20 protein-coding genes are annotated in these 25,282 nt (G+C 32.9%); 11 read left to right on the top strand and 9 right to left on the bottom strand.

All coding sequences use genetic code 11. The features are described 5' to 3' along the window. Positions 1-56: 56 nt before the first annotated feature. The 4 genes from ABZP37_RS02330 to ABZP37_RS02315 form a co-directional block, all read right to left on the bottom strand. Positions 57-1,037, bottom strand: a complete 981-nt coding sequence (locus tag ABZP37_RS02330; RefSeq protein WP_366185283.1) for an acyl transferase — start codon at positions 1,035-1,037, stop codon at positions 57-59. Between the two features lie 85 nt (positions 1,038-1,122). After that, positions 1,123-1,461, bottom strand: a complete 339-nt coding sequence (locus ABZP37_RS02325; protein WP_366185281.1) for a T9SS type A sorting domain-containing protein — start codon at positions 1,459-1,461, stop codon at positions 1,123-1,125. Positions 1,462-1,678: 217 nt separating this feature from the next. Further along, on the bottom strand, positions 1,679-2,812 hold the full coding sequence (locus ABZP37_RS02320; protein WP_366185279.1) for a hypothetical protein: 1,134 nt from the start codon (positions 2,810-2,812) through the stop codon (positions 1,679-1,681). 203 nt (positions 2,813-3,015) lie between these two features. Beyond that, positions 3,016-5,796, bottom strand: coding sequence for a TonB-dependent receptor (locus tag ABZP37_RS02315; RefSeq protein WP_366185277.1), 2,781 nt, complete (start codon positions 5,794-5,796; stop codon positions 3,016-3,018). A gap of 224 nt (positions 5,797-6,020) precedes the next feature. Here ABZP37_RS02315 and ABZP37_RS02310 point away from each other — a divergent pair, with 224 nt between their 5' ends. From ABZP37_RS02310 to phoU, 9 genes are all read left to right on the top strand, one after another. Then, on the top strand, positions 6,021-6,704 hold the full coding sequence (locus ABZP37_RS02310; RefSeq protein ID WP_366185275.1) for a response regulator transcription factor: 684 nt from the start codon (positions 6,021-6,023) through the stop codon (positions 6,702-6,704). A gap of 90 nt (positions 6,705-6,794) precedes the next feature. Further along, positions 6,795-7,868 (top strand): ATP-binding protein, encoded by a 1,074-nt coding sequence (locus tag ABZP37_RS02305; protein WP_366185273.1) that lies wholly within the window; start codon positions 6,795-6,797, stop codon positions 7,866-7,868. A 200-nt stretch (positions 7,869-8,068) separates the two neighbouring features. Next, positions 8,069-9,286 (top strand): porin, encoded by a 1,218-nt coding sequence (locus tag ABZP37_RS02300; protein WP_366185271.1) that lies wholly within the window; start codon positions 8,069-8,071, stop codon positions 9,284-9,286. A gap of 379 nt (positions 9,287-9,665) precedes the next feature. Next, the gene (locus ABZP37_RS02295) at positions 9,666-10,874 is read left to right on the top strand and encodes a porin (protein WP_366185269.1); all 1,209 of its coding nucleotides are present in this window, start codon (positions 9,666-9,668) and stop codon (positions 10,872-10,874) included. A 109-nt stretch (positions 10,875-10,983) separates the two neighbouring features. Then, a complete protein-coding gene (locus tag ABZP37_RS02290; protein WP_366185267.1) occupies positions 10,984-11,838 on the top strand; it encodes a phosphate ABC transporter substrate-binding protein in 855 nt (284 codons plus the stop codon). A gap of 182 nt (positions 11,839-12,020) precedes the next feature. Next, entirely contained in the window at positions 12,021-13,229 is a 1,209-nt protein-coding gene (gene pstC, locus ABZP37_RS02285) for a phosphate ABC transporter permease subunit PstC (protein ID WP_366185266.1), read from the top strand. A 1-nt stretch (position 13,230) separates the two neighbouring features. Continuing rightward, positions 13,231-14,109: a phosphate ABC transporter permease PstA gene (pstA, locus tag ABZP37_RS02280; RefSeq protein WP_366185264.1), complete on the top strand. Its 879-nt coding sequence runs from the start codon at positions 13,231-13,233 to the stop codon at positions 14,107-14,109. A 99-nt stretch (positions 14,110-14,208) separates the two neighbouring features. After that, positions 14,209-14,961, top strand: coding sequence for a phosphate ABC transporter ATP-binding protein PstB (gene pstB, locus ABZP37_RS02275; protein WP_366185262.1), 753 nt, complete (start codon positions 14,209-14,211; stop codon positions 14,959-14,961). A gap of 89 nt (positions 14,962-15,050) precedes the next feature. Beyond that, complete coding sequence (phoU, locus tag ABZP37_RS02270) at positions 15,051-15,719, top strand: phosphate signaling complex protein PhoU (RefSeq protein ID WP_366185260.1); 669 nt, start codon at positions 15,051-15,053, stop codon at positions 15,717-15,719. Between the two features lie 36 nt (positions 15,720-15,755). On the opposite strand, the gene ABZP37_RS02265 is transcribed toward phoU, so the two are convergent. From ABZP37_RS02265 to ABZP37_RS02250, 4 genes are all read right to left on the bottom strand, one after another. Beyond that, positions 15,756-16,853, bottom strand: coding sequence for a glycosyltransferase (locus ABZP37_RS02265; protein WP_366185258.1), 1,098 nt, complete (start codon positions 16,851-16,853; stop codon positions 15,756-15,758). Between the two features lie 60 nt (positions 16,854-16,913). Next, positions 16,914-20,348 (bottom strand): hypothetical protein, encoded by a 3,435-nt coding sequence (locus ABZP37_RS02260; RefSeq protein WP_366185256.1) that lies wholly within the window; start codon positions 20,346-20,348, stop codon positions 16,914-16,916. Positions 20,349-20,498: 150 nt separating this feature from the next. Beyond that, the gene (locus ABZP37_RS02255; RefSeq protein WP_366185255.1) at positions 20,499-21,758 is read right to left on the bottom strand and encodes an aspartate kinase; all 1,260 of its coding nucleotides are present in this window, start codon (positions 21,756-21,758) and stop codon (positions 20,499-20,501) included. 27 nt (positions 21,759-21,785) lie between these two features. Further along, positions 21,786-22,259: a GNAT family N-acetyltransferase gene (locus tag ABZP37_RS02250; protein ID WP_366185253.1), complete on the bottom strand. Its 474-nt coding sequence runs from the start codon at positions 22,257-22,259 to the stop codon at positions 21,786-21,788. Between the two features lie 148 nt (positions 22,260-22,407). Here ABZP37_RS02250 and fbp point away from each other — a divergent pair, with 148 nt between their 5' ends. Beyond that, positions 22,408-23,421 carry a class 1 fructose-bisphosphatase gene (gene fbp, locus ABZP37_RS02245; protein ID WP_366185252.1) on the top strand — a complete coding sequence of 338 codons (1,014 nt, stop codon included), beginning with the start codon at positions 22,408-22,410 and terminating at the stop codon, positions 23,419-23,421. Between the two features lie 69 nt (positions 23,422-23,490). On the opposite strand, the gene ABZP37_RS02240 is transcribed toward fbp, so the two are convergent. Continuing rightward, the gene (locus ABZP37_RS02240; protein WP_366185251.1) at positions 23,491-23,922 is read right to left on the bottom strand and encodes a TerB family tellurite resistance protein; all 432 of its coding nucleotides are present in this window, start codon (positions 23,920-23,922) and stop codon (positions 23,491-23,493) included. A gap of 765 nt (positions 23,923-24,687) precedes the next feature. On the opposite strand from ABZP37_RS02240, the gene ABZP37_RS02235 reads away from it, so the two are divergent. Continuing rightward, positions 24,688-25,281 (top strand): HupE/UreJ family protein, encoded by a 594-nt coding sequence (locus tag ABZP37_RS02235; protein WP_366185249.1) that lies wholly within the window; start codon positions 24,688-24,690, stop codon positions 25,279-25,281. Position 25,282: the final 1 nt, after the last annotated feature.

Raw genomic sequence — 25,282 nt, 5'->3', positions numbered from 1 at the left:
GTTAAAGGTTTAACTGTTTAATCGTTTAAACCCAGTTAACCAATTAACCTTTTTTATCAAAGTACCATCAAGTTGCACCCGCGAATATCAGAATTATCAAAACGTCCCAATACCTCGAAAGAGTTGTTGGGATTTTTTTTGCCTAAATCTTGTGTGGCAATAAAGGAGCAGGAATTGATATTGGCTAAGTCAATAACGTTGATTCCACCTGTTTTTCCAGAAGAAACATAGGTTAAAGCGTCTTCTGTTTCACGAACCAAGATTTGTATCCATGATGGACATTCGAATACGCCTTCACCAAGGGAATACGCTTGCGATAGTAATTCGGTCATCCCGTATTCCGAATGGATAGCAGTGACTCCAAAACCAGTACAGAGTATTTCGTGCAATTCTTCGCGAATCATTTCCTTGCGTTTTCCTTTCATGCCTCCTGTTTCCATTATGATGGTATTTTGCAGTTGAAAAGTTTGTTTTTCGATCAAGTCTAATAAGGCATAGGTAACACCGATTAAAATTACATTTTGTCCAGATTCGTCTAGTTCGATGAGGTTTTTAATAAGTTCATCGTGGTTGTGAAGGTAAAAGCCGCTTTCAGGTCGATTGGTGCGTTGAATTAAATCTTCAACCATATGAATCAAAGAAGAGCCTTCGCGTTCTAAATAAGATGGTAAAAGAGCTAATACAACATAATCTTCAATGTTACCATAGAATTCAGAAAAGGCTTTTAGGTAGCTTTCTTCATAAATGGAAACATCAGTAACGAGATGTTTGCTGGTAATCATTCCTGTTGTTCCGCTACTAGTAAAAGTGACTTCAATAGGATTGTTGTTACTTACTACAGTATGGCTTTTGAAAAACTGAATGGGTAAAAACGGAATTTGTTCTAAAATTTTTACTTTTTGAACATCAGTCTTTAAGTAATTACAAAACTCTTGGTATACACGATTATTTTCGTATTGATAACGAAATGTTTTCAAGGCGATTTTCTCAAATTGCTTTTGTGAAGAAATAGTGAATATATCAGTAGTTGAGATCAAGTTTTTTTTGACAAAAGTACTAAACTTAAATAAAAAAGCTCCAAATTAAATTTGGAGCTTTTTTTTAATATTTTATTCGTAATTTTTATCGTACAATTAATTTTCTTGTAGCTGTCGCTCCGTCTTCATTTATCTTAATGATGTATACGCCAGGAGATAAATTAGAAATATTTAGTTCTTTACCGCTAAGTTGAGTTTGGAATATTTTCTTTCCTAACAAATCAAAAATGATAATTTCTTTGTTGGAATCATTTTTTGTTGAGATGGATACTTTGCCACCATTCACAGGGTTTGGGTACAAGCTTAAGCCCTCAATTGTGGTGCTTTCTTGCGTTTTAGGCTGTTGTTTAGTATCCTGAGCATTGACGCTAAAGGAACCAAGGAAAGCCAATAAGAGAATAATATAAAAGTAGTTTTTTGTCATCACATTCGTTTACAGAAGATAAAAGTATGGAATAAATAATTAATAAACAAAAAAAAGTCTTTCAAATAATTTGAAAGACTCTTAGGTGATCTTGTGTTATTAAACTACTTTTTATCCAGTTGGGATAAAAGTGAGATTGCTAATGGTTTCTGCTTTTAAAAAAAGCTGTCTGAAAATTATTTTTTCAGACAGCTTTGTGTAGAATGTTTTTATATGATTACTTAGTCCAATCAGCCCAAGTAGGTAGAGTTGCACCAGCACCAGCACCAGTAGCGCCAGTAGTTGTTCCTGATAATTTAGGACCTGTTAAGTCTGTTGTTAGAGAACCAAATGTGTAGTTTGTAATAGTAAAGTTACCTGCTGTCATGTTTGAAACTGCACCAGCATCAGTAGCTAATTTACAAAGAGCTACTGGCATATCATCAGCAACAAATAAATTTGTATAAGCTTGTTTTCCACCACCTTCTTTGTAGTTTATTGTTTTTTCGTCAGCTGTAAAAGCTGTTCCACCTTTAATGATAGAGAAGTTAATTAATTTAGCACTAGTCATTGGAGTTGCTCCACTAGGGTCTTTTTCGTTGTTAGATCCTTCAACACCGCCTTTAGTAACACCTTTAATGTAAACATTAGTAGCGGTACCTTGCCATCCATCAGCAAAATCAAATGAATCATCGTAAGAGTTGATTAGTACCAAGTTTGTAGGGCTTACAGCTCCTCCAAAGAATTCAACAGCATCATCACCACTTTCGTAGCAATAAATGTTAGAAACTATTGTTCCTGAACCTACTCCGAAGAAAGAAATACCATTGTATTCTTTAGATGCAGAGAACTTAGAGCCAGTGTACATAATTCTTAAGTATTCAATTTTTCCAGATGAATCAGTATTGTCGTTACCACCATAGCTTAAATCACCTACTTCAGATGTTCCGTTGTCTCCGGTGTTTACTTTACCGTTACCACAGATAATCAATCCACCCCAGTTACCTTCAGCTGGAGATGTTTTTCCAGATGTCATTATTACTGGTTTCACAGCAGTACCAAGGATATTGATAGTAGCGTTTCTTTCTACAGCAATATACATAGTCTTAACATCTGCAGTAATAGAACTTTTGATTGTTGTTCCAGCAGGAATATTTAATGTTGCTCCAGATTTCACAACTAGACCTCCTGTTAATGTGTACGTTTTGCTTGGATCTAAAGTTATAGTGTTACCAGTTGTAATGTCCCCTTGTAAATCATCAACTTTTACTACGAATGGAACTGTTGTATCTTCATTCTTGTTGTTATCAGAAGTACAACCTGTTAATGCAAGCCCTAATATTGTAGCTAATGCAAAAAATGTTTTTTTCATTTTGTTTGTTTTTTATTGTTTTTATTTATGGCAAAGTAAAGGCATGTATGTTTTTACAGCGTTAAATGGAGATTAACAATATATTAAGTAAATGGAGCTAAATGCAGTCTTGCTTAATGTAAAGTTTACATACGATTTGATGTAAATAAACAAAGGCGATTAGTAGCTACTAATCGCCTTTGTTATTCTATTAAAAGTTATTCTTAAAAGGTATAGTTTAAAGTAAGCCTTATGTCTGATCCTGATTTATAGGAGGTTACTAATATATCACCTACAGCACTTTTTCCGGGTACTTTTCCTTGTTCTAATACGCGGTTGAATGTCGGGTTTAGGATATTGTTATAAATCAATCCTATCTTTATGCTTTTGCTAATATTTGAATTTATGACGAAGTCTAATTTATTAACTGCTTTGTCTACCATGTTTCCTATATTTGAACTTCCTATTACAGCTAATTTATCTGAAAAATAAGAGTAAGACACTGTTGCTGTGATGTCCTTGTATTCTGCAAATTCTTTTAAGAATGAAAGGTTAGCATTGGCTAGAAAATTAGAAGCTCCGGATAGTTTGCTTTCTGTAAAGGTAAAATTAGCTCCAAATGCATTTTCATCATTTACTTTTTTATTGCTTAAATCCTGATTACTGTAAAGGTAGGATCCGTTTAAGTCATACGATAGTTTTGTTTTTAGATTCTTGCCATTTTCGTTTTCAAAAATGTCTTTTCTAAGTTCTAATTCAATTCCAGCAACAGTTGCTTTTTCACCTGTATTAGCATAGGATATGTCATTTGAAGAAGAGTTCAAAAACATTTCATTAATAGGGTTTTTAATGATTTTTCCAAAAGCCGTTACAGAAATTAATTCTCCAGTTTTTGGGAAAAATTCCCAACCTAAATCTACATTGTAATTTGTTGAAGCATATAAATCTACGTTTCCTAGGTATGCTTGCGCTACATCTTCGTATGTAATTCCAACTTTTTCTTTAAACTGAGGCAATGTGTATGTTTTGCTAAAAGAGAACTTTACGTTTTGTTTGTCGGTTAGTGTGTATTTCGAAATTAAACTTGGTAAAATATTGAATTTAGAGTCATTTGAACTTTCTCCTCTTGGTTTCTTAAATGAATAAAACAAAACATTTTGTGTAGTTTGTTCTAATCGGGTACCAAGTATAATACTTAATTTATCCGTTAACGAATACTGTACATTTGCAAATGCCGCATTAATATCTAAATTTCCATTGTAGGATTGATTCAGTGCTGGGTTAGCGGAAGATGAGTTAAAATTTGCCGCATTAAAATAATAGTCAACATTGTTAATATCTTCTTTGGAGAATGATAATGTTGTTCTGTCTGGGAAGAATGAAAATTGTGTCATAGTGTAATCTACCTTTTTCAATTTTCCAGAATAACCAAATGTTGCTTTACCTTTATAAGTGTCTTCTTTGTCTTCTTTGTCTTCTTTGTTGAAATTGTAAGAAAGTGCAATATTTGAAGAGAATTCTTTTTCTTTTAAATCCTGAAAAAACCGATGATTATGGATGTTAGAGTTAGTAAAGAAAGTGTAGTTTATACCATCAGCGGCATGTACAAAAGAGTTTTGCATACGGTCTGGTATGGTGTTATTCACAATACTATATCCTACTCCCCAATTTAAATCCCATTGCTCATTGAACTTATTTTTACCTACTAATTGATTTACATATAATTGAGTTCTTTCGAATGTTCCACGCTTAATTAATCCAGAAATTTGTTGTGTACGATCACCACCACCATCAAAATTTACATTAGTTCCTTCGTATTCACTATAGTCTTGGTCACTTGAGTTTAAGAATAACGATGTGAATAATATTGAGTTATTGTTGTTGATTTTGTAATCAGCTGTACCCATAACGGTTGATGTTGTACTATGCTTGTATGCTTTTCTGTAAAAATCGGCATTTATTTGTCCGTCAGAAGTTAAACTTCCTCTGCTGTATCCTTCTGTATATTTGTTTTTTGCGCTGAATGATCCCGTTACGAAAGTACTTAAGGTTCCTTGTTCACTAATGTTGAATTTTTTTCCAGCCGATAATGTGTAGAATGCATTTAATGTATTCTTGTTTTCTTTCCTGTCCCAACTCGTTGCATAGCTAGAAGGTAGTAAAGGTGAATTTGGAATTCCCACTGTTTTAAATCCAGTATAAGAAGGGCCGTCTTGTAAATAAAAATGATCTAATTTCAAAACGTTTGAGTTTGCTCCTGTACCAAGTGAAACGGTAATAAAAGGAGAGCCAGTGAATTTTTTTGAGCTGATATTTATATTTGCTCCTGCAAAATCGGCATAGTTTTGAGCTTCAAATGTTTTACTAACTCCAATGTTGTCTACAATATTTGTTGAGAAGATGTCTAGAAGTATGTTTTTATTAGAAGGATTGTTTGATGGTAATGGAAGGCCGTTTAAAGTAGTAACGTTGTAACGATCTCCAAGTCCTCTCACAAAAACATTTCCTGAATCTTCTTGCTTAGATATTCCGCTAACTTTAGTTACAGCACTTGCAACATCATTAACTCCTTTTCTAGATATTTCCTCAGCTCCAATGGCAGCTTTAAAAGAAACTGCATTCTTTTGGTCTAATAATAAAGCCGACTCTTTTTGTCGACTTGCAACAGTTTTAATAATTACATCGTCAAGTTTGTAACCACCAGGTGCTAGTGCTTTGCTTATTGAAACAGTTTTTCCGCTAACAATGGTTACGGGCATTTCAATAGGTTCGTATCCTACATAACTAAATTGGATAACATAGTTTCCTGGCAAAACATTTAATATGTATTTCCCATCAATATCAGTTGTTGTGTTTGCTTTAGTTCCTTTTAAAATAACATTAGCAAAAGGTAAAGTTTCATTGTTTAGCTCTTTGTCCGTTAGTACTCCTGTAATGGTTCCTTTGTTCTGAGAAAAGGAAATTGTACAGATAAAAAGTGTAATAATTATTAATCTAAGTTTCATAGTCTTCTAAAATTTTTTGCAAAGTAACGACCTAACTGTAAACTTGAAGTTAATCAGTTGTTATGAATATGTTTGGTCAATATTATCAAAATGTTATGATATTAAATTAATGTAAACCTTACTTTTTCCCGATGATTTTATTGTTATATTTACCATCGCAATTGTAATCATTAGTTTAAAAACAACTGTATTACTAATGATTTAAACCTAATTTTGCTATTATTATGAAAAACAAGAACACTAAAATTTTACTAGTAGATGACGAGCCGGATATCTTGGAAATTGTAGGGTATAACCTTGCACAAGAGGGCTATCAAATTTTTACAGCATCAAATGGTAAAGAGGCTATTGTAAAAGCTAAAAAAGAAATTCCAGACTTAATTATCATGGATGTGATGATGCCAGAGATGGACGGAATGGAAGCTTGTGAGAATATTAGAAAAATTCCTGAATTGAGTAAAGTTATTATTACATTCTTAACTGCTAGAAGTGAGGATTATTCTCAAGTTGCTGGTTTTGATGTAGGAGCTGACGATTATATTACGAAGCCTATTAAACCTAAATTATTAGTAAGTAAAGTAAAAGCTTTGTTGAGAAGGTTGGTAGAGTCGGATCAAGATAGTGAAACCTTAAATGTAGGTGGTATCGAAATAAACCGAGAAGAATATAAAATTGTAATGGACGGTCAAGAGATTTCTTTGCCAAGAAAAGAATTTGAATTGTTTTATTTATTAGCATCAAAACCTGGGAAAGTTTTTAAAAGAGATGAAATTCTAGATAAAGTTTGGGGTAATGAAGTAGTAGTGGGCGGAAGAACGATTGATGTTCATATTCGTAAATTACGTGAAAAAATTGGGGAGGAATTATTCAAAACTATAAAAGGAGTAGGTTATAAATTTGAAGTATAGAATGATTAAGTGATTATCATATTATTTAACTTTGCAGATTAAAATAGAAATGGGCTTTTAGCCCATTTTAAATATACATTAAAGTATTACATGAAAATTAGTTTTAAAAAAACATACAAATTTGCTATAAAATCAGCTTTTTATATCAGCCTTTTTTCGACTGGTTTTGTTGTTTTATTGGTTGCAATAATGTTTGCATCTTCCTATGAGCAACTATGGTGGTTTGGGATTATTTTTAGTGTAATTCTTTTTCTTTTTTCTTTTTTAGTATTGCAATATCGTGTAGAGCGTTTTATTTATAGACGTGTCAAAAAAATATATGACGATGTTTCTTTGTTGGAGTCAAGTACATTGATTAATCAGCCTATTACCACTGATATGGAAACCTTGACAAGAGAAGTCAAGAAATTTGCAACCGATAAAAAGTTAGAAATTGAATTGCTTCAAGTACGTGAAGAATACCGTAGAGATTTTTTAGGGAATGTTTCTCATGAACTTAAAACGCCTTTGTTTACCGTTCAAGGATATATTTCCACGTTGCTGGATGGCGCTATGGAAGATAAACTAATTCGTAAAAAATATTTAAGACGTGCTGAAAAAGGGGTGGAACGTTTGATTTATATTGTTGAAGACCTGGATATGATTACTAAATTAGAAGCAGGAGATTTGAATTTGGAATATTCTGAATTTGATATTTATGAATTGATTCAAAATGTATTTGATCTTTTGGAAATGAAAGCGGAGAAGAAGAATATTTCATTGACTTTTGATAACAGTAGTGCTTTGCCTAATTATGTAAGAGGAGATCGTGATAGGATCCAACAAGTAATTGAAAACTTAATTGTCAATTCTATAAAGTATGGTAAGGAGAATGGCGCAACTGAGGTTTCGGTTGTGAATTTGACAAAGAAAAAAGTATTAGTTCGTGTTAGTGATAATGGCGGTGGAATTGAAAAACAGCATTTACCGCGACTTTTTGAGCGTTTTTATAGAGTTAATAAGAGTGGATCACGAGAAGAAGGTGGTTCTGGTTTGGGATTAGCTATTGTTAAGCATATTATTGAAGCTCATAAAGAGAAAATTTATGTGGAAAGTGATTTTGGAGTAGGTTCTGAGTTCTCGTTTACGCTTGAGAGACCAAACTTTAAAAAGAAATTGGGTTAAATAAAGTTTGTTAAACTACTATATATTATAAGGAATCGTGAAAGCGGTTCCTTTTTTTTGGACTAAATATTAAATTTTTTGATGTAGTTTTTGATGGTTTTTCGGATGTTTTTTTATTTGCATTTTATTAAAGATTCCTTAACATTGAGAACCTTCTCTTGTTATAGATTTGTCGAAAAATTAACAAAAATTTAATCGTTATGAAAAAAATTATTTTTTCAATAATTGCCTTAGTCTTTATGACAATGATGGCCCAAGGACAAGCTGTGACTGAAGCGCCAAAAACAACAGTTTTACCAGTTAAAAAATGGTTTGAGACTATTAGTCTAAGAGGGTATATGCAAGTGAGGTATAATAAGTTGTTAGAAACTAATTCTGATTTAGGTTGCGAACAGTGTGATAAATCATGGGGAGGAGACAATAGTTTCTTTATTAGACGTGGTCGTTTGGTTTTTTCCGGAAATGTTCACGATCGTGTTTACATTTACATTCAGCCAGATTTTGCTTCTTCTGCTTCTTCTACATCTAATAATTTTTTACAAATAAGAGATGCTTATGCAGATATTTCATTAGATTCCAAAAAAGAGTTCCGTTTTAGAGTCGGTCAAAGTAAGGTTCCTTATGGATTTGAAAACATGCAATCAAGTCAAAACAGGTTAACTTTGGATCGTAATGATGCCTTAAATAGTGCTGTGGCCAATGAGCGTGATTTGGGAGTGATGTTTTATTGGGCTCCAAAAGAGAAAAGAGAATTGTTTGCCAAATTGGTGTCTGATGGTTTAAAAGGATCTGGTGATTATGGTGTTGTAGGTCTTGCTATTTATAATGGACAAACAGCAAATAGAGCAGAGGCTAATAATAATCAACACATAGCAGCTCGTGTATCTTACCCGTTTGAGTTCAAAAACGGACAAGTTTTTGAAGCTGGTATTCAAGGGTATACTGGTAAATATGTAGTGCAAAGTATCAGTACAGCAAAGAATGTGATATACAATGCAAACGGAGAATATTTAGACCAACGAGTTGCTGGAAGCATGATTCTTTATCCAAAACCTTTCGGTCTACAAGCGGAATATAATATAGGTACGGGGCCAGAGTATAATACTGCAACCAATACGATCGACCAAAAAAGACTTCACGGTGGTTATATGCAAGCATTTTATAACTTAAAAATAGATCAACAAGTGGTGTTGCCGTTTGTAAAGTATCAAATGTATCGTGGTGGTAAGAAACAAGAATTGGATGCAAGAAGTTATTCTGTTAATGATTTGGAAATTGGTGTTGAATGGCAACCATTTAAAAATGTTGAAGTAGTAGCAGATTATACTATTTCAAGTAGAAGGTACGAAGATGCTGCAAAGCCAATAAATGCACAAACAGGTAATTTGTTGCGCTTACAACTTCAGATTAATTTCTAGGTTTCAATAGTATTTCTTTTTGATTTTAGAGAGCCTCTTAAACGTTTCAGTTTAAGAGGCTCTTTTTATGATTTTACTATTTTTCCTAAATTTTTCGAGTTAGTTTTTTAAAAACCAGTGAAAGAAAAAACTGTTTTTTTTTATTTTCGATAAGGAAAAACCTCTAAAAATAGTAAATTACGTCTTCTTTTTTCGTGCTGATTTTTCCTGTTTTGTTTTATCTAATACTTTGTATATCAAGTGTTTAAGGTGTTTTTTTGTGTGTTTTATTGTTTTTGATTACCGTTTGTTGAGGTTATCATAACATTAAGTTAATACTGTCCTTTTTTATTAACATTAGTTTTGCACCGTAATAACACAATGATAACTAATTGTTAAAATGAAAAAATTTTTATTAAGTATTTCGCTTTTGTTTTCAATGATAATAACGGCACAAGATGTTAAAAAACCAACGGTTGCCAAATCGGCTTTGGAAGGATATTATACCTCAGGAAAAAAAGTAGGCTTTACAGCTGTAGATAGTTTGTTTCAAATGAATATCGGCTTTAGAGTTCAAAGTAGAATAGGTTACGGTAAAGAAGAAGGTAAGTCTGGAGTAGTTGAAGGTGAAATCAGAAGAATGAGATTAAAACTTGATGGTTTTGTTGTAAACCCAAAGTTTGGTTATAAAGTAGAGCTTGGATTTTCGGCTAGGGATATAGGAACCGTTGCGGTTGGAAATAGTGGAAACGTAATATTAGATGGAGTTTTCTTTTATCAGCCAAATTCTGATTTGAAGTTAGCTTTTGGGCAAACCAAATTACCAGGAAATAACCAACGGGTGATTTCGTCTGGTTCATTAGAACTTACAGATCGTAGTATTAATAACTCTAAGTTTAATATCGACCGTGATTTTGGTGTATTTGTAGAATATGCTAAAGAGAAAAAAGATAAATTTTACTATGGGTTGAAAGGAGCTATATCTAAAGGAGAAGGTCGTAACTGGGTAAAAACATCTGATGATGGGATTGCTTTAACGGGTAAATTAGAATTGTTTCCTTTAGGTGCTTTTACGAAAAACGGTTCTAATTTTGAAGCAGATTTAATGAGAGAGAAAACACCTAAATTGATGTTGTCGGGTGGTTTTAGTCAGAATAACAATGCTCTTAGGTCTCAAGGTCAATTAGGAAGTAGCTTGTATGAAGCAAGGACTTTGAAGTCGGTTTTTATAGATGCTGTTTTTAAATACAACGGTTGGTCAGCTACAGGTGCTTATATGTCTAGAGACGCTAATAATCCAATTACTGTTGATGCATTGGATATTACTAAAAGCCAGGCTGTATTTGTTGGACACGGTGTAGATACTCAATTGAGTTATGTTTTTCCTTCGGAGTACCAACTTATCGGTCGTTTTTCTACCCAAAAAGTACATGATGATATAAAAACAAAAAGTCCTAATGTTGATGAATACACTGTTGGATTGTCAAGATATCTTTTTGGTCATAAAATGAAGGTTCAAACCGAATTATCATATGATAATGTACAGAAATATGGTTCATCAGTTTCAAATAATTGGTTTGCACGTTTTCAAGTTGAAATTGGTTTGTAATAATCAACTGAGCTTTTATTATAAAGTATAAAGATTGAATAATATTGCCTTAACATAGAGTTAATATTGGGAGGTTATTTTTGTAGAAAATTAAACAAAAAATTAAAAAATGAATAAATTTAAATTATTATTAATATTACCATTGATTGGTATGTTAAGTTGTGGTAAGGCTAAAACTGAAAATAAAGAGGGTAATGCTGAAGTATCTGTAACCATCAAAGGGAGTGATACAGTATTGCCATTAGCTCAAAAAGAAGCTGAGGAATTAATGAAGAATGATGCAAATGTGAGTATTACTGTTGTAGGTGGAGGTTCAGGAGTTGGATTAACTGCTTTAATTGACGGGACTACTGATATTGCAATGGCTTCAAGAGATTTGAAAACAGAAGAAAAATTAAAATTTGTTGAAACTAAAACTGAAATTGAAAAAGTAATTATTGCTTATGATGCATTGGCTGTAATTGTAAATCCAGATAATAAAGTTTCACAGTTGACTCGTGAGCAATTGGAAAAAATTTACATTGGTGAAATCAAAAACTGGAAAGAAGTTGGTGGAGCAGACGCGAAAATCGTTGCTTACTCAAGAGAGTCTTCTTCTGGAACGTATGAGTTTTTCAAAGAAGAAGTAATGGATAAGAAAAATTATGCTACTGATATTTTGAGTTTACCAGCAACAGGTGCAATTGTACAAGCGGTAGGGCAAACTAAAGGAGCTATTGGATATGTAGGTTTAGCTTATGAGACTAAAGAAGTAAAGCAATTAGCTGTTTCTTACGATCAAGGTAAAAACTATGTTGCTCCATCTGTAGCAAGTGCAAAAGATAAAACCTACCCAATTTCAAGACCTTTGTTTTATATGTATAACAAAACAAATGCAGCTAAAGTAAAATCAGTTGTTGATTATGCATTATCTGCTGCTGGACAAAAGAATGTTTCTGAAATTGGATATGTTCCTTTAGACTAAATTCAATAGGTTATTTATATAAAAATGTAAAGGCTGTCTTAATAGACGGCCTTTTTTTGTTATTGCATTATTTATTTTACAAAAGAACACTTCTTAACGTTAAGTTAACATAAGGTTAATAATCTACAAACATTAAAGGCGCGTGTCTAGCGTAATTTTGTTGAAAAATTAAATATACTGATTTGAAAACAAATTTAAAACAGATCAAAGAGAAGATAATTGAGTCTATATTGATGCTGAGTAGTGTAACTACCAGTGTTACGGTGATTTTGATTGTCTTTTTTTTATTTATTGAAGGGGCAGGAGTATTTAGTAGGAAGCCCATTGATGATGGTTTTTTATTGGCAGTAGCAACAACTAACCCTGTACAAAAACTTTCACCAGCTCAAGTCAAAGATGTTTATGATCAAAAGATTAAGAATTGGAATGAAATAGGAGGGGCCGATTTGCCAATTGTTTTATTTAGAACTTCCGATATTTCGGATTATTATACAGACGAAGAATTAGGAGAAAATTTTGAATATTTCCCTGAGAAAATTAATGAGCTTATTAATAAAACTCCTGGTATAATTGCTTTCTTCGCGGATACTTATAAAGCCAAGGATTTTGCTGGTAGAGAACTAGATATTGATAAAATAACAATCTCTAAATTTTTATCTGGAGAAGAATGGTTTCCAACTGCGCAGCCTATAGCACAAATGGGTGTGAAACCCTTAATTTACGGTACACTTTGGGTAAGTTTTGGGGCAATTCTTATTGCATTACCAATAGGTTTAGCAGCTGCCATCTTTTTGAGTGAAATTGCCAAGAAAAAAACACGTAATTTATTGAAGCCCTTAATCGAACTACTGGCAGGGATTCCTTCTGTGGTATATGGTTTTTTTGGTTTAGTGATTATAGTTCCCTTGATTCAAAGTACATTTAATTTACCTGTGGGTGAAACTGCTTTGGCGGGAAGTATTGTTTTAGCCATTATGGCATTGCCAACAATTATTACTATTTCTGAAGACGCTATGCGCAATACGCCTAGAGCAATGAAGGAAGCTAGTTTAGCTCTTGGAGCAAGTCATTGGCAAACCATATATAAAGTTGTTATACCTCATTCTGCTTCAGGAATAACGGCTGGTGCAATTTTAGGAATCGGTAGAGCGATAGGAGAAACAATGGCAGTTTTGATGGTAACAGGTAATGCGGCTGTAATTCCACATACTTTTTTAGCACCTGTTAGAACGATTCCTGCAACTATTGCGGCTGAATTAGGGGAAGCTCCAAATGGGGGATTGCATTATGAGGCATTGTTTGCTTTGGGGTGTATTTTGTTTATCATTACATTTGGGATTAATATGTTGGTTGAATTAGTGACCAATAGTAAATCTCATAAAAAACACTAGTATGAGCAGTAAAAATAAATTAGTTAAGAGAAAAAGACGTAATCAAAATATTGCTTTTGGAATATTCACTGGAATAAGCTACGCTATTGTAGCACTCTTATTTGTGATTTTAGCTTTTATAGTAGTCAAAGGAATAGGAGTGATCAGTTGGGAATTTATCTCAGAGATGCCTAAAGATGGGATGACCAGTGGAGGGATTTTTCCGGCAATTGTTGGAACACTATGTTTGGTCATTGTAAGTATGGTTTTTGCTTTTCCAGTAGGAGTTTTGGCTGCCTTATATATGAATGAATATGTAAAAGATGGTTGGGTAAAAAAGATCATCAAACAAATGACCAACAACCTTGCAGGAGTACCTTCGATTGTATTTGGACTTTTCGGAATGTCTTTATTTGTAAATAAATTAGGTTTTGGAGATTCAATATTGGCAGGGGGATTAACACTAGGATTATTAGTGTTGCCAGTTGTTATCCGAACTACGGAAGAGTCTTTAAAAGCAGTTGACGACACCTTTAGACAAGCCAGTTTAGGCTTAGGTGCTAGTAAATGGCAAACAACAAGTAACGTAGTTTTTCCGATCGCTTTTCCAAATATTATTACAGGTTTAATTTTGTCCATAGGACGTGTTTCTGGTGAAACGGCCCCCATTTTATTTACCGTTGCTGCGTATTTTTTGCCTAAATTGCCTACCTCTATTTTTGATCAAGCCATGGCATTGCCGTATCATTTATATGTAATTTCTACTAGCGGAACGAATATTGAAGCTTCTAGAGCAATGGCATACGGGACAGCACTTGTTTTGATAGTCATAGTTTTGATTTCAAATTTGTTAGCAAATAAGCTTCGTAAATATTTTGGTAAAAAAGTAAAAATGAATTAATTCCGAATTGGAAATAAGTACGGCCTTGAATAATTAAGGTTTGCTTTATTTCACAAAAGGATTAGATTTCTTAATTTTAGGATTAAATAATAATATAACATGCATAAAATAGTATCACAGAACGTAAATTTTTATTACGGAGAATCTCAAGCCTTACACGATATTTCATTGTCGATGAAAGAAAATACAGTAACAGCATTGATAGGTCCTTCTGGTTGTGGCAAATCAACTTATTTACGTTTGTTGAATCGTATGAATGACCTAATAGATAATACTCAGATGACGGGGTCTATTACTATTGATGGCAATGATATTTATGATAAACAAACCAATGTTGATGACTTAAGGAAAAATGTAGGGATGGTTTTTCAAAAACCGAATCCATTTCCAAAATCAATTTATGAAAACGTAGCCTACGGACTTAGAGTAAACGGGATTACGGATAAAAAAATAATTGAGGAGCGTGTTATTACCACCATTGAGCAAGTTGCCCTTTGGGATGAGGTGAAAGATAAATTACATAAATCAGCGTTTGAACTTTCAGGTGGTCAACAACAACGTTTGTGTATTGCACGTGCATTGGCAATACAACCTTCTATTTTATTGATGGATGAGCCTACTTCTGCACTAGATCCTATTTCTACTTCTAAAGTGGAAGAGCTTATTTATGAATTAAAAGAAAAATATACTATTGTAATTGTAACACATAATATGCAACAAGCAGGACGTATTAGTGATAATACTGCTTTTTTCTATATGGGAGAATTGATTGAGTATGACAAAACCAAAACGATTTTCACTAAACCATCTAAGAAACAAACTGAAGATTATATAACAGGAAGATTTGGATAATTTTTTTAGATTTAACCGTTTAAACGTTTAACCGTTTAACCGTTTAATCCATAAAACATTTAAACATTTAAACAAATAACCCATTCACAATGGCATCATATTTAGAAACAGAACTAGGGAAACTTAGAAGTATTATAATAAAAATTGGAGGTTTGGCCGAAAGTCAAATTTCTGAAGCGGTAAAATCTATTCTTTCAGAACCTTTTGCAGAAGTTAAAGAAGTAAAAAAGACAGAAAATAAAATTGACAAACTTGATTTAAAGATTGATGATATTTGTCAAACAGTTTTTGCACTACAACAACCAGTTGCTTCAGATTTGAGGTTTATCATGTCGGCTATGCAAATTAGTAATGAGATTGAAAGAATTGGTGATTTGTCAATGAGTATCATCAAATTATCTAAAAGCATCAAAGAAAAGCATGAGTTGATTTCTAAATTTAATATTATAGATATTACTAAAGAGGTTGTGTTGATTACATCTGAAACTAATGAATGTTTTAAAGATTTAGATGAGTCAAAAATTGAAAGGATTTTTGCTTTGAATAATAGCATTAAAAGTAATAGTATAGATGCTATTGAAAATATAATTGGGGAGATGAAAAGCAATTCTAAAACAGTAGTTTCTGGAACAAAACTTATCATTGCCTTAAAGCATATGGAGCGAATTGCAGACCATAATTCAAATGTAGCAGAATCAGTTTATTTTATGATTAATGCTAAAATGATCAAACACGAAAAGTTCACTGAAAAAAAATAGTCTTTTCTAAGACAACAAATTTTCAAAAACCGATAGTTATGTTTCTTTATGAAATTGACTATCGGTTTTTTTATTGAAAATATTTAATAGAGCAGTCCACTCTACAGTAGTTTCTAGATTTACAAAGCCACTATATAAAGTTGTTTTGTTAAGTGCTTCAATTGAAAAATAATCTTGACTCATATATGGAGCGATTCCATCAGCTTCTAGTTTTTCTGCCAAATATTCTTGTTCAAACTGTCCAGGAGTAGGGATGAAGAACACTTTCTTTTCAAGCTGAGCTAAGTCCATAATGGAACTATAACCAGAGCGGCAAAGAATGAGTTCGCTTTCATTCAGTGCTTCTTCCAGCTGCTCACTGTTCATGTAATTATAGTAAGTTGTATTTCTGACTCTTTCAATAATTTGGTCCTTCGTAACTATCCCTTTTACGAAAAGTACCGAACCATTAAACGTTACAATTTCAGTGATTAATTTAGTTTCTAATAGGCTCCGTTGAGGTTCTGGACCAGACAAAATAATCATTAGTTGATATTGAATGGGACGTTCTTTTTTTTGAAACCGACTGATAGGACCAATGTATGTTAAATTTAGTTTCCCTTTTTGAGTATGGCTAAGTTTTCCCGCCAAGTTGATAGACTGCTGCAGATCAGGAACCCAACAAGTATTAAATTTTTTGATAAAATATTGATGTAATATACTACTGAACCAAGTAGTACTTCCAGTCATTACATTAATTTGGTGTGTAATGTAAACTGAAGGGATTTTTGTAGAATAACAACCTAGTCTATTATCTGAAATGATGCCGTCAATATCATATTGATTGATCCATTCCTGAACTATTTTATTTTCGTCTAAAACTGCCTTAGCTATCTTGGGCAAACTTTGAATTAATTTCCATTTAAATAATATCTTTCGTTTAGGATATTCTATTTGGTACGAAGGTAATTCCAGATGTTTTATTTGGGGGAATTCTTTTTTTAATAATGCCAATGCCATGCCATTAGAAGCAATAATAGGAGTGAAATTAGATTCTTGTAGTTTCTGAATGATGGGAATACAACGAGTAGCATGACCCAAGCCCCAATTTAAAACGGCGATTAAGATTGTTCCTTTGGTATGCTCAGTTTTCATTTTTTGATAAACTTTTTGGAAAGGTACTAATTGTATGGTTTTAGAGCGAAATATTAATTATTAAAAATAAGCCCTCAATTGAATATTACCAGTATGAACGGTTTTGCTAGTTTCACTTTTTCGACCCAGGTAATTAAAGTTAATGTCTAAAAACTGAGTGATATTTTTCTGTAAAAGTAGCTTCCAAACCAAGTTCTGACCCGTTTGTAAGCCCTCAAGCATTTGGAAACCTACAGAAGAGAATTCGTTACCATCATATTTATTTTGATAAAAAGAAACCTCACCATTTAAAGTAATGTTTTTTGTGCCTGAATAGGAAATGGAGGTCCCAAATCTATTTTGTAAAAGAGTCTCCAAATCGCCAATTTGATTTTTCTTGTTTTGCAATTCATAGAAAAGGTCCCAACTCGTATTCTTGGAAAATAAATAACTGATTTTTGGAGCCAATTGATATCCTGAAACGGTATAGTTTTTAAGAGGATAATTTTCGGAGGTAACGCTCGTTGCAATAGTTTTGGTAAAAAAGCCAAACAACCAACTTTTTCTATACAAATGTGCATACTGTAATTGATGGGAACTGTTAGCCGTTTCTTGAGTTCCATTAGAAAGCAGATTTTTGGCTTTGTTGTCCAAATACGTATAGGTCACGGAATGGTTTTGTTTGCCTCGGTTGTAAAACAAACTGTTCCTAAAACTAGAACTCAAACCCAAAACATTTTCAGATGTTGTAGCAAACGGATTTAGCTCAAAATTATCACCATTATTTTTTGTTTTTCTATCAATTAAAAAAGTAGTTTGATTGTATAAATAGGAAGCCAATTTTGGAAAACCTGTTTTGTTTTGCCACTGACTGGGATTGATAATCAAAGATTGTGAAAACTTAGTTTGATGCGTTTTGATATAAACTAAGTTTGGCAAAAACACTTGAATGTATTTTGCTTGGTCAATAAAAGGAGCGATTTCAAACTCCTGTAGCTCTTGAATGCCGTTATTATTATAATCATTCCACATATATACCCCTTGTCCAGAATCGACTTCTAGAAAAGTATATTCTTGTTGTGGTAATGATCCCGAATTGGTTTCATACGCAGTTGTTGTTTGTAACAATTGATTGAAAAAGCGGTCGTTAAAAACTACTCTCGAATTTAATGTAGATTCTTTCTTTTTATTTGAATTTTCATAATCCAAAACTCTATAATTAGCATAAACCGTTAAGTCGCTAGTATTGGTTTGAATTAATTTTGATTTCAAAAAGTAAGAGTTGGAGTTGTTTACTCTTTGTAAAATACCGTTTTGGATACTATCATTACTTCTCTTTAAAAGCCCTAATTCGACAAAGACTTTTGTGCTGTCTCCTCTTCCTATAAATACACCATATTCGTTATAGCGTTGACTTAATGTAGTAAAAGCATTGGTGGTTTTGTTTCTTGATTGATTGTCTTCGATTCTGTTACTGGCACCCACCCAGTTCTTGTCAAAATGATAACGTACCTGAGCTTGGTTTCTAATGAAGGTTGATTTACTGGCTGTAGCATCACTTTTTAAGTAACTTCCTTGTGTGCTAAAATTCCAATTGTTAACTTGGAACAAACCATTGATAAGGTGTCTGTTTCCAGAAAAATTCCCTGAAAAATCTAACTTTTCAAATTGATAGGTCAAAGCACCGCTATTTTTAGAATTTGCTTTCGGATTCAAATTAAAATTTAAGCCAGAAGTCAGTAGACTTTGGTTACCCAAAAGTGTCGTTTCAATATTCCAATCTCTGTCAAATTCGATAGTATAAAGCCGTTCTACGGAACTAAAATCTTTTTGAATTAACTGATATTTTCCAAACGCATCAACGTTCCATTGTTTAGATAACAAACGTTGCTTCGCATTTATTTTCCCACTCAAACCTTGATTGTTGGTGTCATCAAGCGTAGAGAAAAGATTTTTGTCATTATTACTTAGTCCAATTTCAAAATTAACTGCTGTTTTTTCAGATGGATTGTATTTACCTAAAAAAGTAGCCACTTGTACCTTGGTTGGAGGGACAAGTTGGGTGATGGCGCCGTAATTTCCTTGTGGTATGTTGTTTATAGGTGCAATAAAAGTGTATATCTTTGTAATGCTAGAACTGTTTTGTAAAATATAGTTCCCGTTATTATTTCCTACTAGGCTGAATCGGACATTGAAAAGTTCGTCGTCAGGATTGTTTGAATATTCATAATAGGTAAGGTTGTTTGCTGTTTTTTGAGCATACAAAATCTTGTTTTCCGAATAGGTGTCTGAATAAGCGGAAGGTGCTGTCATCAATAAAGAATTATCTCCTGATTGAGCTAAAATTTGGACTTGCTCTGTAGAAAGATTCTGCTGTACCGGCTGATTTTTCACATCATTTTCCGAATACAAATAACCAGCAAGACTCCATTTTTTATTTTCATGTGATGCGCCAGCATAGGTGACAAATCGAGTGTAGTTTCTATCGGTATATTGGTATTCTATCGCAATTCGCATCTCAGACGTAATGGTGAAGAGCGGTGTGAAGGTGATTTCTCCTGCATTGTAATCGATAGTATAATCGTTGTTTTCACCTCTTTTCAGTTGTCGTCCATTAACATACACTCTCTCTGATCCTGATATGACTAGTACATACAGTTCTCCATTTTGCCCTTTCAATTTATAGGGGCCTTGATTGCCTTCAATTCCTTTTAAATTACTTTTGGCATATTGTCCACGAACCAGTGCTGCCGAAGCAAAAACATTGGTTTTGTTTTCATCTGTTCCAAAGTCAAAATTGGCAGCCAATCCCTGCACTTTTTTATTGAAATTCAGGAACTGTGTTTTATGATTTTCGAGAAAAATATCTCCCGCTCGTATGTTCCATTTGTCACTGAAAAGTTCCATGAAAATATTATCAAACTGATCTAGTTTTTGTGAATAACCGCCATTTTGTATCGGAATATTACTGTCTTGGAGGGATGCCCTCAAACTTACTTTGTCAGATATCTTTCCCGTGATTTGAAGATCTAAATTAGAATTTAGAACAGCATTTTGATTGCTCCCAATCGTAACGCCTCTGGTGATGCTCCCGGAAGTGTTTAGTCCATCAAAAGGGACGTTTTTATTTGCGAGTCCATTATCAATCTTATACAAAGGTTGATTAGATATATCCGTTTCAACAACACTGCTTGGATCGTAAATTCGATATTTTTTGGTTAAAAATTCAGGATAATTTAAATACTGAATGGTTATCGAATCTAGTTGAAAAGTGAAAAAACTTTCTTTGAGAATGAGTATCCCTTTTTCAAAATCAACTGTATAGTTTGTACCATCCATTAATTTATTTTGACTACCTATCAATTTGAAATGAGTAGGATTGATGCTAAAAGCTTCGATTTTTATGGTGTCACTAGTAACAGGAACTTTCTTGGTTTTATACAATGAATTGTTTTCTTGTGCATAAATCCAAGAGAATGAAATTAGTAGTATAAAAAAAAGAAACTTTTTTAACATAGCGTATATAACGTCAATAAGTCAAAAGTAGTATATTCTTAAGGATTAATATGAATGGAAAAGGGCTAAATACCAGTAAAGATAAATAGCCCCTTTTGTTTGTTTGGCACACCCAAAGAATTAAATTTGGGGTGTTATTGATGCAATAATTTATTTTTTTTCGCTAGTGATAATCTGCATGGTCTCCGTACTTACTTGTTTCAAGATGACGTTTTTATCTTTCTCAACCATTTCTGCTGCTAGGTCGTTAAAGTGTCTGATGGTGTATAAAGTCACGTGTTCGCTAAAATCTACTTTGAACTTTTTAGATAAAACAGCATTTAAATCTTTGAAATTACCAAATTTATCTTCCACACAAACAGAGAAACTAATCGCTGAGTTTTGAATTAAGTTAACTTTGATTTTAAATTCATGAAACAAAGCAAAAATCTCACTAATATGCTCTTCCATGATGAAAGAGAAATCAATCGACGAAAGAGAAATCAAAAGTTGGTCTCTTTTTACAATATAACAAGGTAAATAAGGTTCTAATGACATTCCTTTAGAAACTACAGTTCCTTTAAGTAATGGGTTTATAAATGATTTTACGTATAAAGGGATTTCCTTTTTTTGTAGAGGTTGTAACGTTTTTGGGTGAATTACAGTTGCTCCGTAAAATGCTAATTCGATAGCTTCTCTGTACGATATTTGATTCAATAAACTTGCATTTTCAAAATACCTAGGGTCAGCATTCATCACTCCAGGAACGTCTTTCCAGATGGTAACACTTTCCGCATTTAAGCAATAAGCAAATATTGCAGCAGTATAGTCAGAACCTTCACGTCCTAATGTAGTAGTGAAGTTGTTTTCATCAGAGCCTAAGAAACCTTGAGTAATATTCAAGATTTTTCTTTTTACGTTTTTAGAAATGTTCTTTTGCGTTAACTCCCAATCCACTTCAGCATCTCTGTAGTTCGCATCAGTTTTTACAAAATTACGTACGTCAATCCACTGAGTTTTAATTCCCATGAATGACATATAGTGACTTAAAACTGTAGTCGAAATCAACTCTCCAAAACTGACTACTTGGTCGTAAACAAAGTTGTAATTAGGAGATTTGTTATGTGATAAAAAGTATTCTAAATCAGAAAACTGAGTTTTTACCGCTTGAAAAACTTCATGATTTTCATCTTCAAATAAATCCAAAAGGATTTGGTTATGGTATTTTTTTACTTCTTGAACAGATGATTGCAAAGAAGGTGATTTGTCAAAATAGTCTTTGATCACTAATTCCAATGCATTGGTTGTTTTTCCCATAGCCGAAACCACAAGTAACACATCTTCATAACCTACTTTTTGTAAAACATCGTAAACATTCTTGATTCCTGCTGCGTCTTTGACAGAGGCACCTCCAAACTTAAATACTCTCATGTTCTTAATTGTAATTTTATTTTTAATTTATTTTTTTTTGGCAAAATTAATAATTCTAGTTTCATCAAATCGAACCAGTTGCCATTCTTTTAGAATTTCGGCCCCTGATTGTTCGTAAAACTCAATAGCAGATTTGTTCCAATCCAAAACATTCCATTCTAAACGTTTTACTTTTTCTTCTTGGGCTAATGTCACCATTTTGTCTAGTAGTTTTTGACCAATACCTTTCCCTCGTTCAGATGCTGTAACAATCAAATCTTCTAAGTGGATACTTTTGCCTTTCCAAGTAGAATATTTGTAATAATACAAAGCCATACCTATGATTTTATTGTCGATTTCTGCGACAAAGACTTCAAATAACGGATTGTCACCAAAAGCATCTTGAACTAAATTGGCAACAGTAATTTCTACTGCCTCAGGTTCTTTTTCAAAAAGGGCTAATTCTTGAATCAGTTCCAAGACGGTTTTCATGTCTGTAGATGTTCCTTTTCTAATGATCATTTTGGGTTTGTTTTGTATTTTTATAACAATCTGTTAAATTATTATTTAGCAAATATACAATACTAACAAATTAGGTTTGTTTTATTATTTTCCTTTTCACAAAAAAAACGATATTTGTGACTTCAAACTAACTACAACGATTTCTTAAATGGAAGAACGCAACACAACACTCGGAGAATTTATTATTGAGAACCAAAATGCTTTTCAATATTCGTCTGGAGAATTATCCCGAATCATAAATTCCATTCGCTTGGCGGCCAAAGTGGTCAGCTATAAAGTGAATAAAGCTGGTTTAGTTGATATCACTGGAGCTGCAGGGGAGCAGAATATTCAAGGTGAAGATCAGCAAAAATTAGATGTCTACGCCAATGAAGTTTTTATTCAAACCTTAATCAATCGTGAGATTGTATGTGGAATCGCATCGGAGGAAAATGATGATTTCATCACTGTAAGAGGTAATGACAATAAACATGCTAATAAGTACATTGTATTGATGGATCCTCTAGACGGTTCGTCAAATATTGATGTGAATGTATCAGTGGGGACCGTGTTTTCAGTTTATAGAAGGATAACTCCAATAGGAACTCCTGTAACTCTGGATGATTTTTTACAGCCGGGCACATGTCAAGTGGCTGCGGGTTATGTGATTTATGGGACATCAACTATGTTAGTTTACACAACTGGTCATGGTGTTAATGGATTTACATTGAATCCAGCTATTGGAACGTTTTACTTATCACATCCTAATATGCAATTTTCAAAAGATGGAAATATTTATTCTATCAATGAAGGGAATTACGTTCAGTTTCCACAAGGAGTAAAAGATTATCTCAAATATTGTCAATCTGAAGAAGGAGATCGTCCTTATACGTCACGTTATATTGGAAGTTTGGTTTCAGACATCCACAGAAACATGATTAAAGGAGGGATATATATTTATCCAACAAGTTCTAAGGCTCCTAAAGGAAAGTTACGTTTGTTATACGAATGCAATCCAATGGCTTTTATAGCGGAGCAAGCAGGGGGAAAAGCCTCGGACGGATTTAATAGGATTATGGAAATTAAACCAACTGAACTACACGAAAGAGTGCCTTTTTTCTGTGGAAGTTATAATATGGTGGAAAAAGCAGAGGATTTCATGTTAAAAGCTAGCAAGGAATAACCTACCTGATAAAGCATAAAAAAAAGCTCTTGAATTTTCAAGAGCTTTTGCATTTATATGAACTAAGTGTTACTTGTACATGTTTTGCATTTCGTATGCAAAAGTTTCGTAATCCACTTTTTTATCTACTAAAGATAAAGCTTTAGTAACAATGTAATTCACATTGCTAGGTGTAAAACCTAAACCTACAGCTATTTTTTTCAATACAAGTTCTTGTTTGTCTCCTAAATGATGATCAATATGAACCATTCTCACTAAATCATACAAACGCTCTAATCTTTGAGTGTATAAATAAGGAGGGTTGATTGGGTAAATCGCTGGGTTTTCTAAAATTTCTTCGTATTCAGAAGCTGAAATTTCAAGTTTCGTAGCTAATTTGTCCAAAAAGTTTTTTTCCTCAGGCGCTACTGCACCGTCAGCTAAAGCAATACGAACAATTGCAGAAAAGTGACCTTTGTTTCTTTGCTTGAATTCGCTATCAAATAAATCTGAAAATGACATAATTATTGTTTTTATATAATGCAAAGATAATTTAATTTTTATTTCTTTAAATTCAATTTGTTAATTTTTTATGATATAAAAAATTTCTGTTTAAAATATGAAATTCAAGGTATATTGAAGATAAAGCAACACTAAGTGTCGCATTATTATTTGAATGTTTATTTATTCGATTATACTATAGTTTTTATGTGAAGTGATTTGCAAACAATAGCTGTACATCTTACCAAAAACAGATTAGTTTATTCGTGTGAATTAAATGTTCAATAGAAAATCTATTAGTTTTTTTGTTAAATCAAATTTTTCGCAAAGTCGATGTCTTGATAAACATCCTCCTCCAGTAGATATATTCATGATTTCTGCTATTTCCTTTGTTCACATATTCAGTAATAAATAGATGCTAAATCTAATTCACGTGGAGTAACAGTTAGGTGTTTTTCTTTTAATCGTTTATTTTAAAAAAAAAACAAGGTATAATTCACGTTGTCAGCGAAGGTGGTGGTCACTAAAAAGTAATTCACGAAGGGTTACTCTCTTTTACTTTTACATTGCTTACAATGATAGGTAAGAACTGAACAAGAACAAATGCCACTCTATAATTAGGAGTGGATTTTTGCATTTACGGAAGCAATAGCTTTATTCATGTCGTTGAGGTTTATAAAAAAATAACACTTAAGAAGAGATGCGGACTATTTGGGTTTCGAATCCACCATTTTCAAAAATAATCGTAAGTTTACAGTCCCATATCTATTTTAAAGTACAAAACTTATGTCTGAATTTTTAATTTATTTTCAATTGGGATTAAAGCACATCTTGGATGTCTATTCCTATGATCATGTTTTATTTCTAATAGCCTTGTCGGTTCCCTTTAGTTTTAAAGACTGGCAACGTATTTTGTTATTAGTGACTTTGTTTACGTTGGGGCATTCGATGTCATTACTATTGGTAATTTTTGGAATTGTAGCCATAAAAGTCAGTGTAGTTGAGATGCTGATTCCTATAACAATATTAATTACGGCACTATTCAATCTATTTACCGCAGGAAAAACCAATAAAAAAGAAAGTGTCAATTTGATTTTCTTTGTTACCTTGTTTTTTGGAATAATACATGGACTTGGGTTTTCAAGCTATTTTAAGGCCATTTTAGGAGGGAGTACCTCATCTAAATTATTACCACTTTGCGAATTTTCATTAGGGATAGAAGTAGGGCAACTAGTAGTTGTTTTTGTGACTCTTATTTTATCTTATATTGTACAAACATTCTTTAGATTTTCAAAAAGAGACTGGACTTTGGTCATGTCCGCATTTATAATTGGAGTAGTTTTGCCTTTGATATTGGCAAACAAAATTTGGCTTAGATAAT

Origin of the sequence: Flavobacterium ovatum, from assembly GCF_040703125.1 — a bacterium.
GTDB lineage: Bacteria > Bacteroidota > Bacteroidia > Flavobacteriales > Flavobacteriaceae > Flavobacterium > Flavobacterium ovatum.
The sequence above is the reverse complement of the archived record's forward strand: the minus strand, read 5'-3'. Positions and strand labels throughout refer to the sequence as shown.

Excerpts from the sequence above, each read along its gene's own strand:
- pstA (WP_366185264.1), top strand. The coding sequence starts at position 13,231 with ATGAGCAGTAAAAATAAATTAGTTAAGAGAAAAAGACGTAATCAAAAT.
- ABZP37_RS02290 (WP_366185267.1), top strand. The coding sequence starts at position 10,984 with ATGAATAAATTTAAATTATTATTAATATTACCATTGATTGGTATGTTA.
- ABZP37_RS02260 (WP_366185256.1), bottom strand. The coding sequence starts at position 20,348 with ATGTTAAAAAAGTTTCTTTTTTTTATACTACTAATTTCATTCTCTTGG.
- ABZP37_RS02300 (WP_366185271.1), top strand. The coding sequence starts at position 8,069 with ATGAAAAAAATTATTTTTTCAATAATTGCCTTAGTCTTTATGACAATG.
- ABZP37_RS02315 (WP_366185277.1), bottom strand. The coding sequence starts at position 5,796 with ATGAAACTTAGATTAATAATTATTACACTTTTTATCTGTACAATTTCC.
- ABZP37_RS02240 (WP_366185251.1), bottom strand. The coding sequence starts at position 23,922 with ATGTCATTTTCAGATTTATTTGATAGCGAATTCAAGCAAAGAAACAAA.
- phoU (WP_366185260.1), top strand. The coding sequence starts at position 15,051 with ATGGCATCATATTTAGAAACAGAACTAGGGAAACTTAGAAGTATTATA.
- ABZP37_RS02310 (WP_366185275.1), top strand. The coding sequence starts at position 6,021 with ATGAAAAACAAGAACACTAAAATTTTACTAGTAGATGACGAGCCGGAT.
- ABZP37_RS02235 (WP_366185249.1), top strand. The coding sequence starts at position 24,688 with ATGTCTGAATTTTTAATTTATTTTCAATTGGGATTAAAGCACATCTTG.
- ABZP37_RS02325 (WP_366185281.1), bottom strand. The coding sequence starts at position 1,461 with ATGACAAAAAACTACTTTTATATTATTCTCTTATTGGCTTTCCTTGGT.
- ABZP37_RS02305 (WP_366185273.1), top strand. The coding sequence starts at position 6,795 with ATGAAAATTAGTTTTAAAAAAACATACAAATTTGCTATAAAATCAGCT.
- ABZP37_RS02295 (WP_366185269.1), top strand. The coding sequence starts at position 9,666 with ATGAAAAAATTTTTATTAAGTATTTCGCTTTTGTTTTCAATGATAATA.
- ABZP37_RS02250 (WP_366185253.1), bottom strand. The coding sequence starts at position 22,259 with ATGATCATTAGAAAAGGAACATCTACAGACATGAAAACCGTCTTGGAA.
- ABZP37_RS02320 (WP_366185279.1), bottom strand. The coding sequence starts at position 2,812 with ATGAAAAAAACATTTTTTGCATTAGCTACAATATTAGGGCTTGCATTA.
- ABZP37_RS02255 (WP_366185255.1), bottom strand. The coding sequence starts at position 21,758 with ATGAGAGTATTTAAGTTTGGAGGTGCCTCTGTCAAAGACGCAGCAGGA.
- fbp (WP_366185252.1), top strand. The coding sequence starts at position 22,408 with ATGGAAGAACGCAACACAACACTCGGAGAATTTATTATTGAGAACCAA.
- pstB (WP_366185262.1), top strand. The coding sequence starts at position 14,209 with ATGCATAAAATAGTATCACAGAACGTAAATTTTTATTACGGAGAATCT.
- ABZP37_RS02265 (WP_366185258.1), bottom strand. The coding sequence starts at position 16,853 with ATGAAAACTGAGCATACCAAAGGAACAATCTTAATCGCCGTTTTAAAT.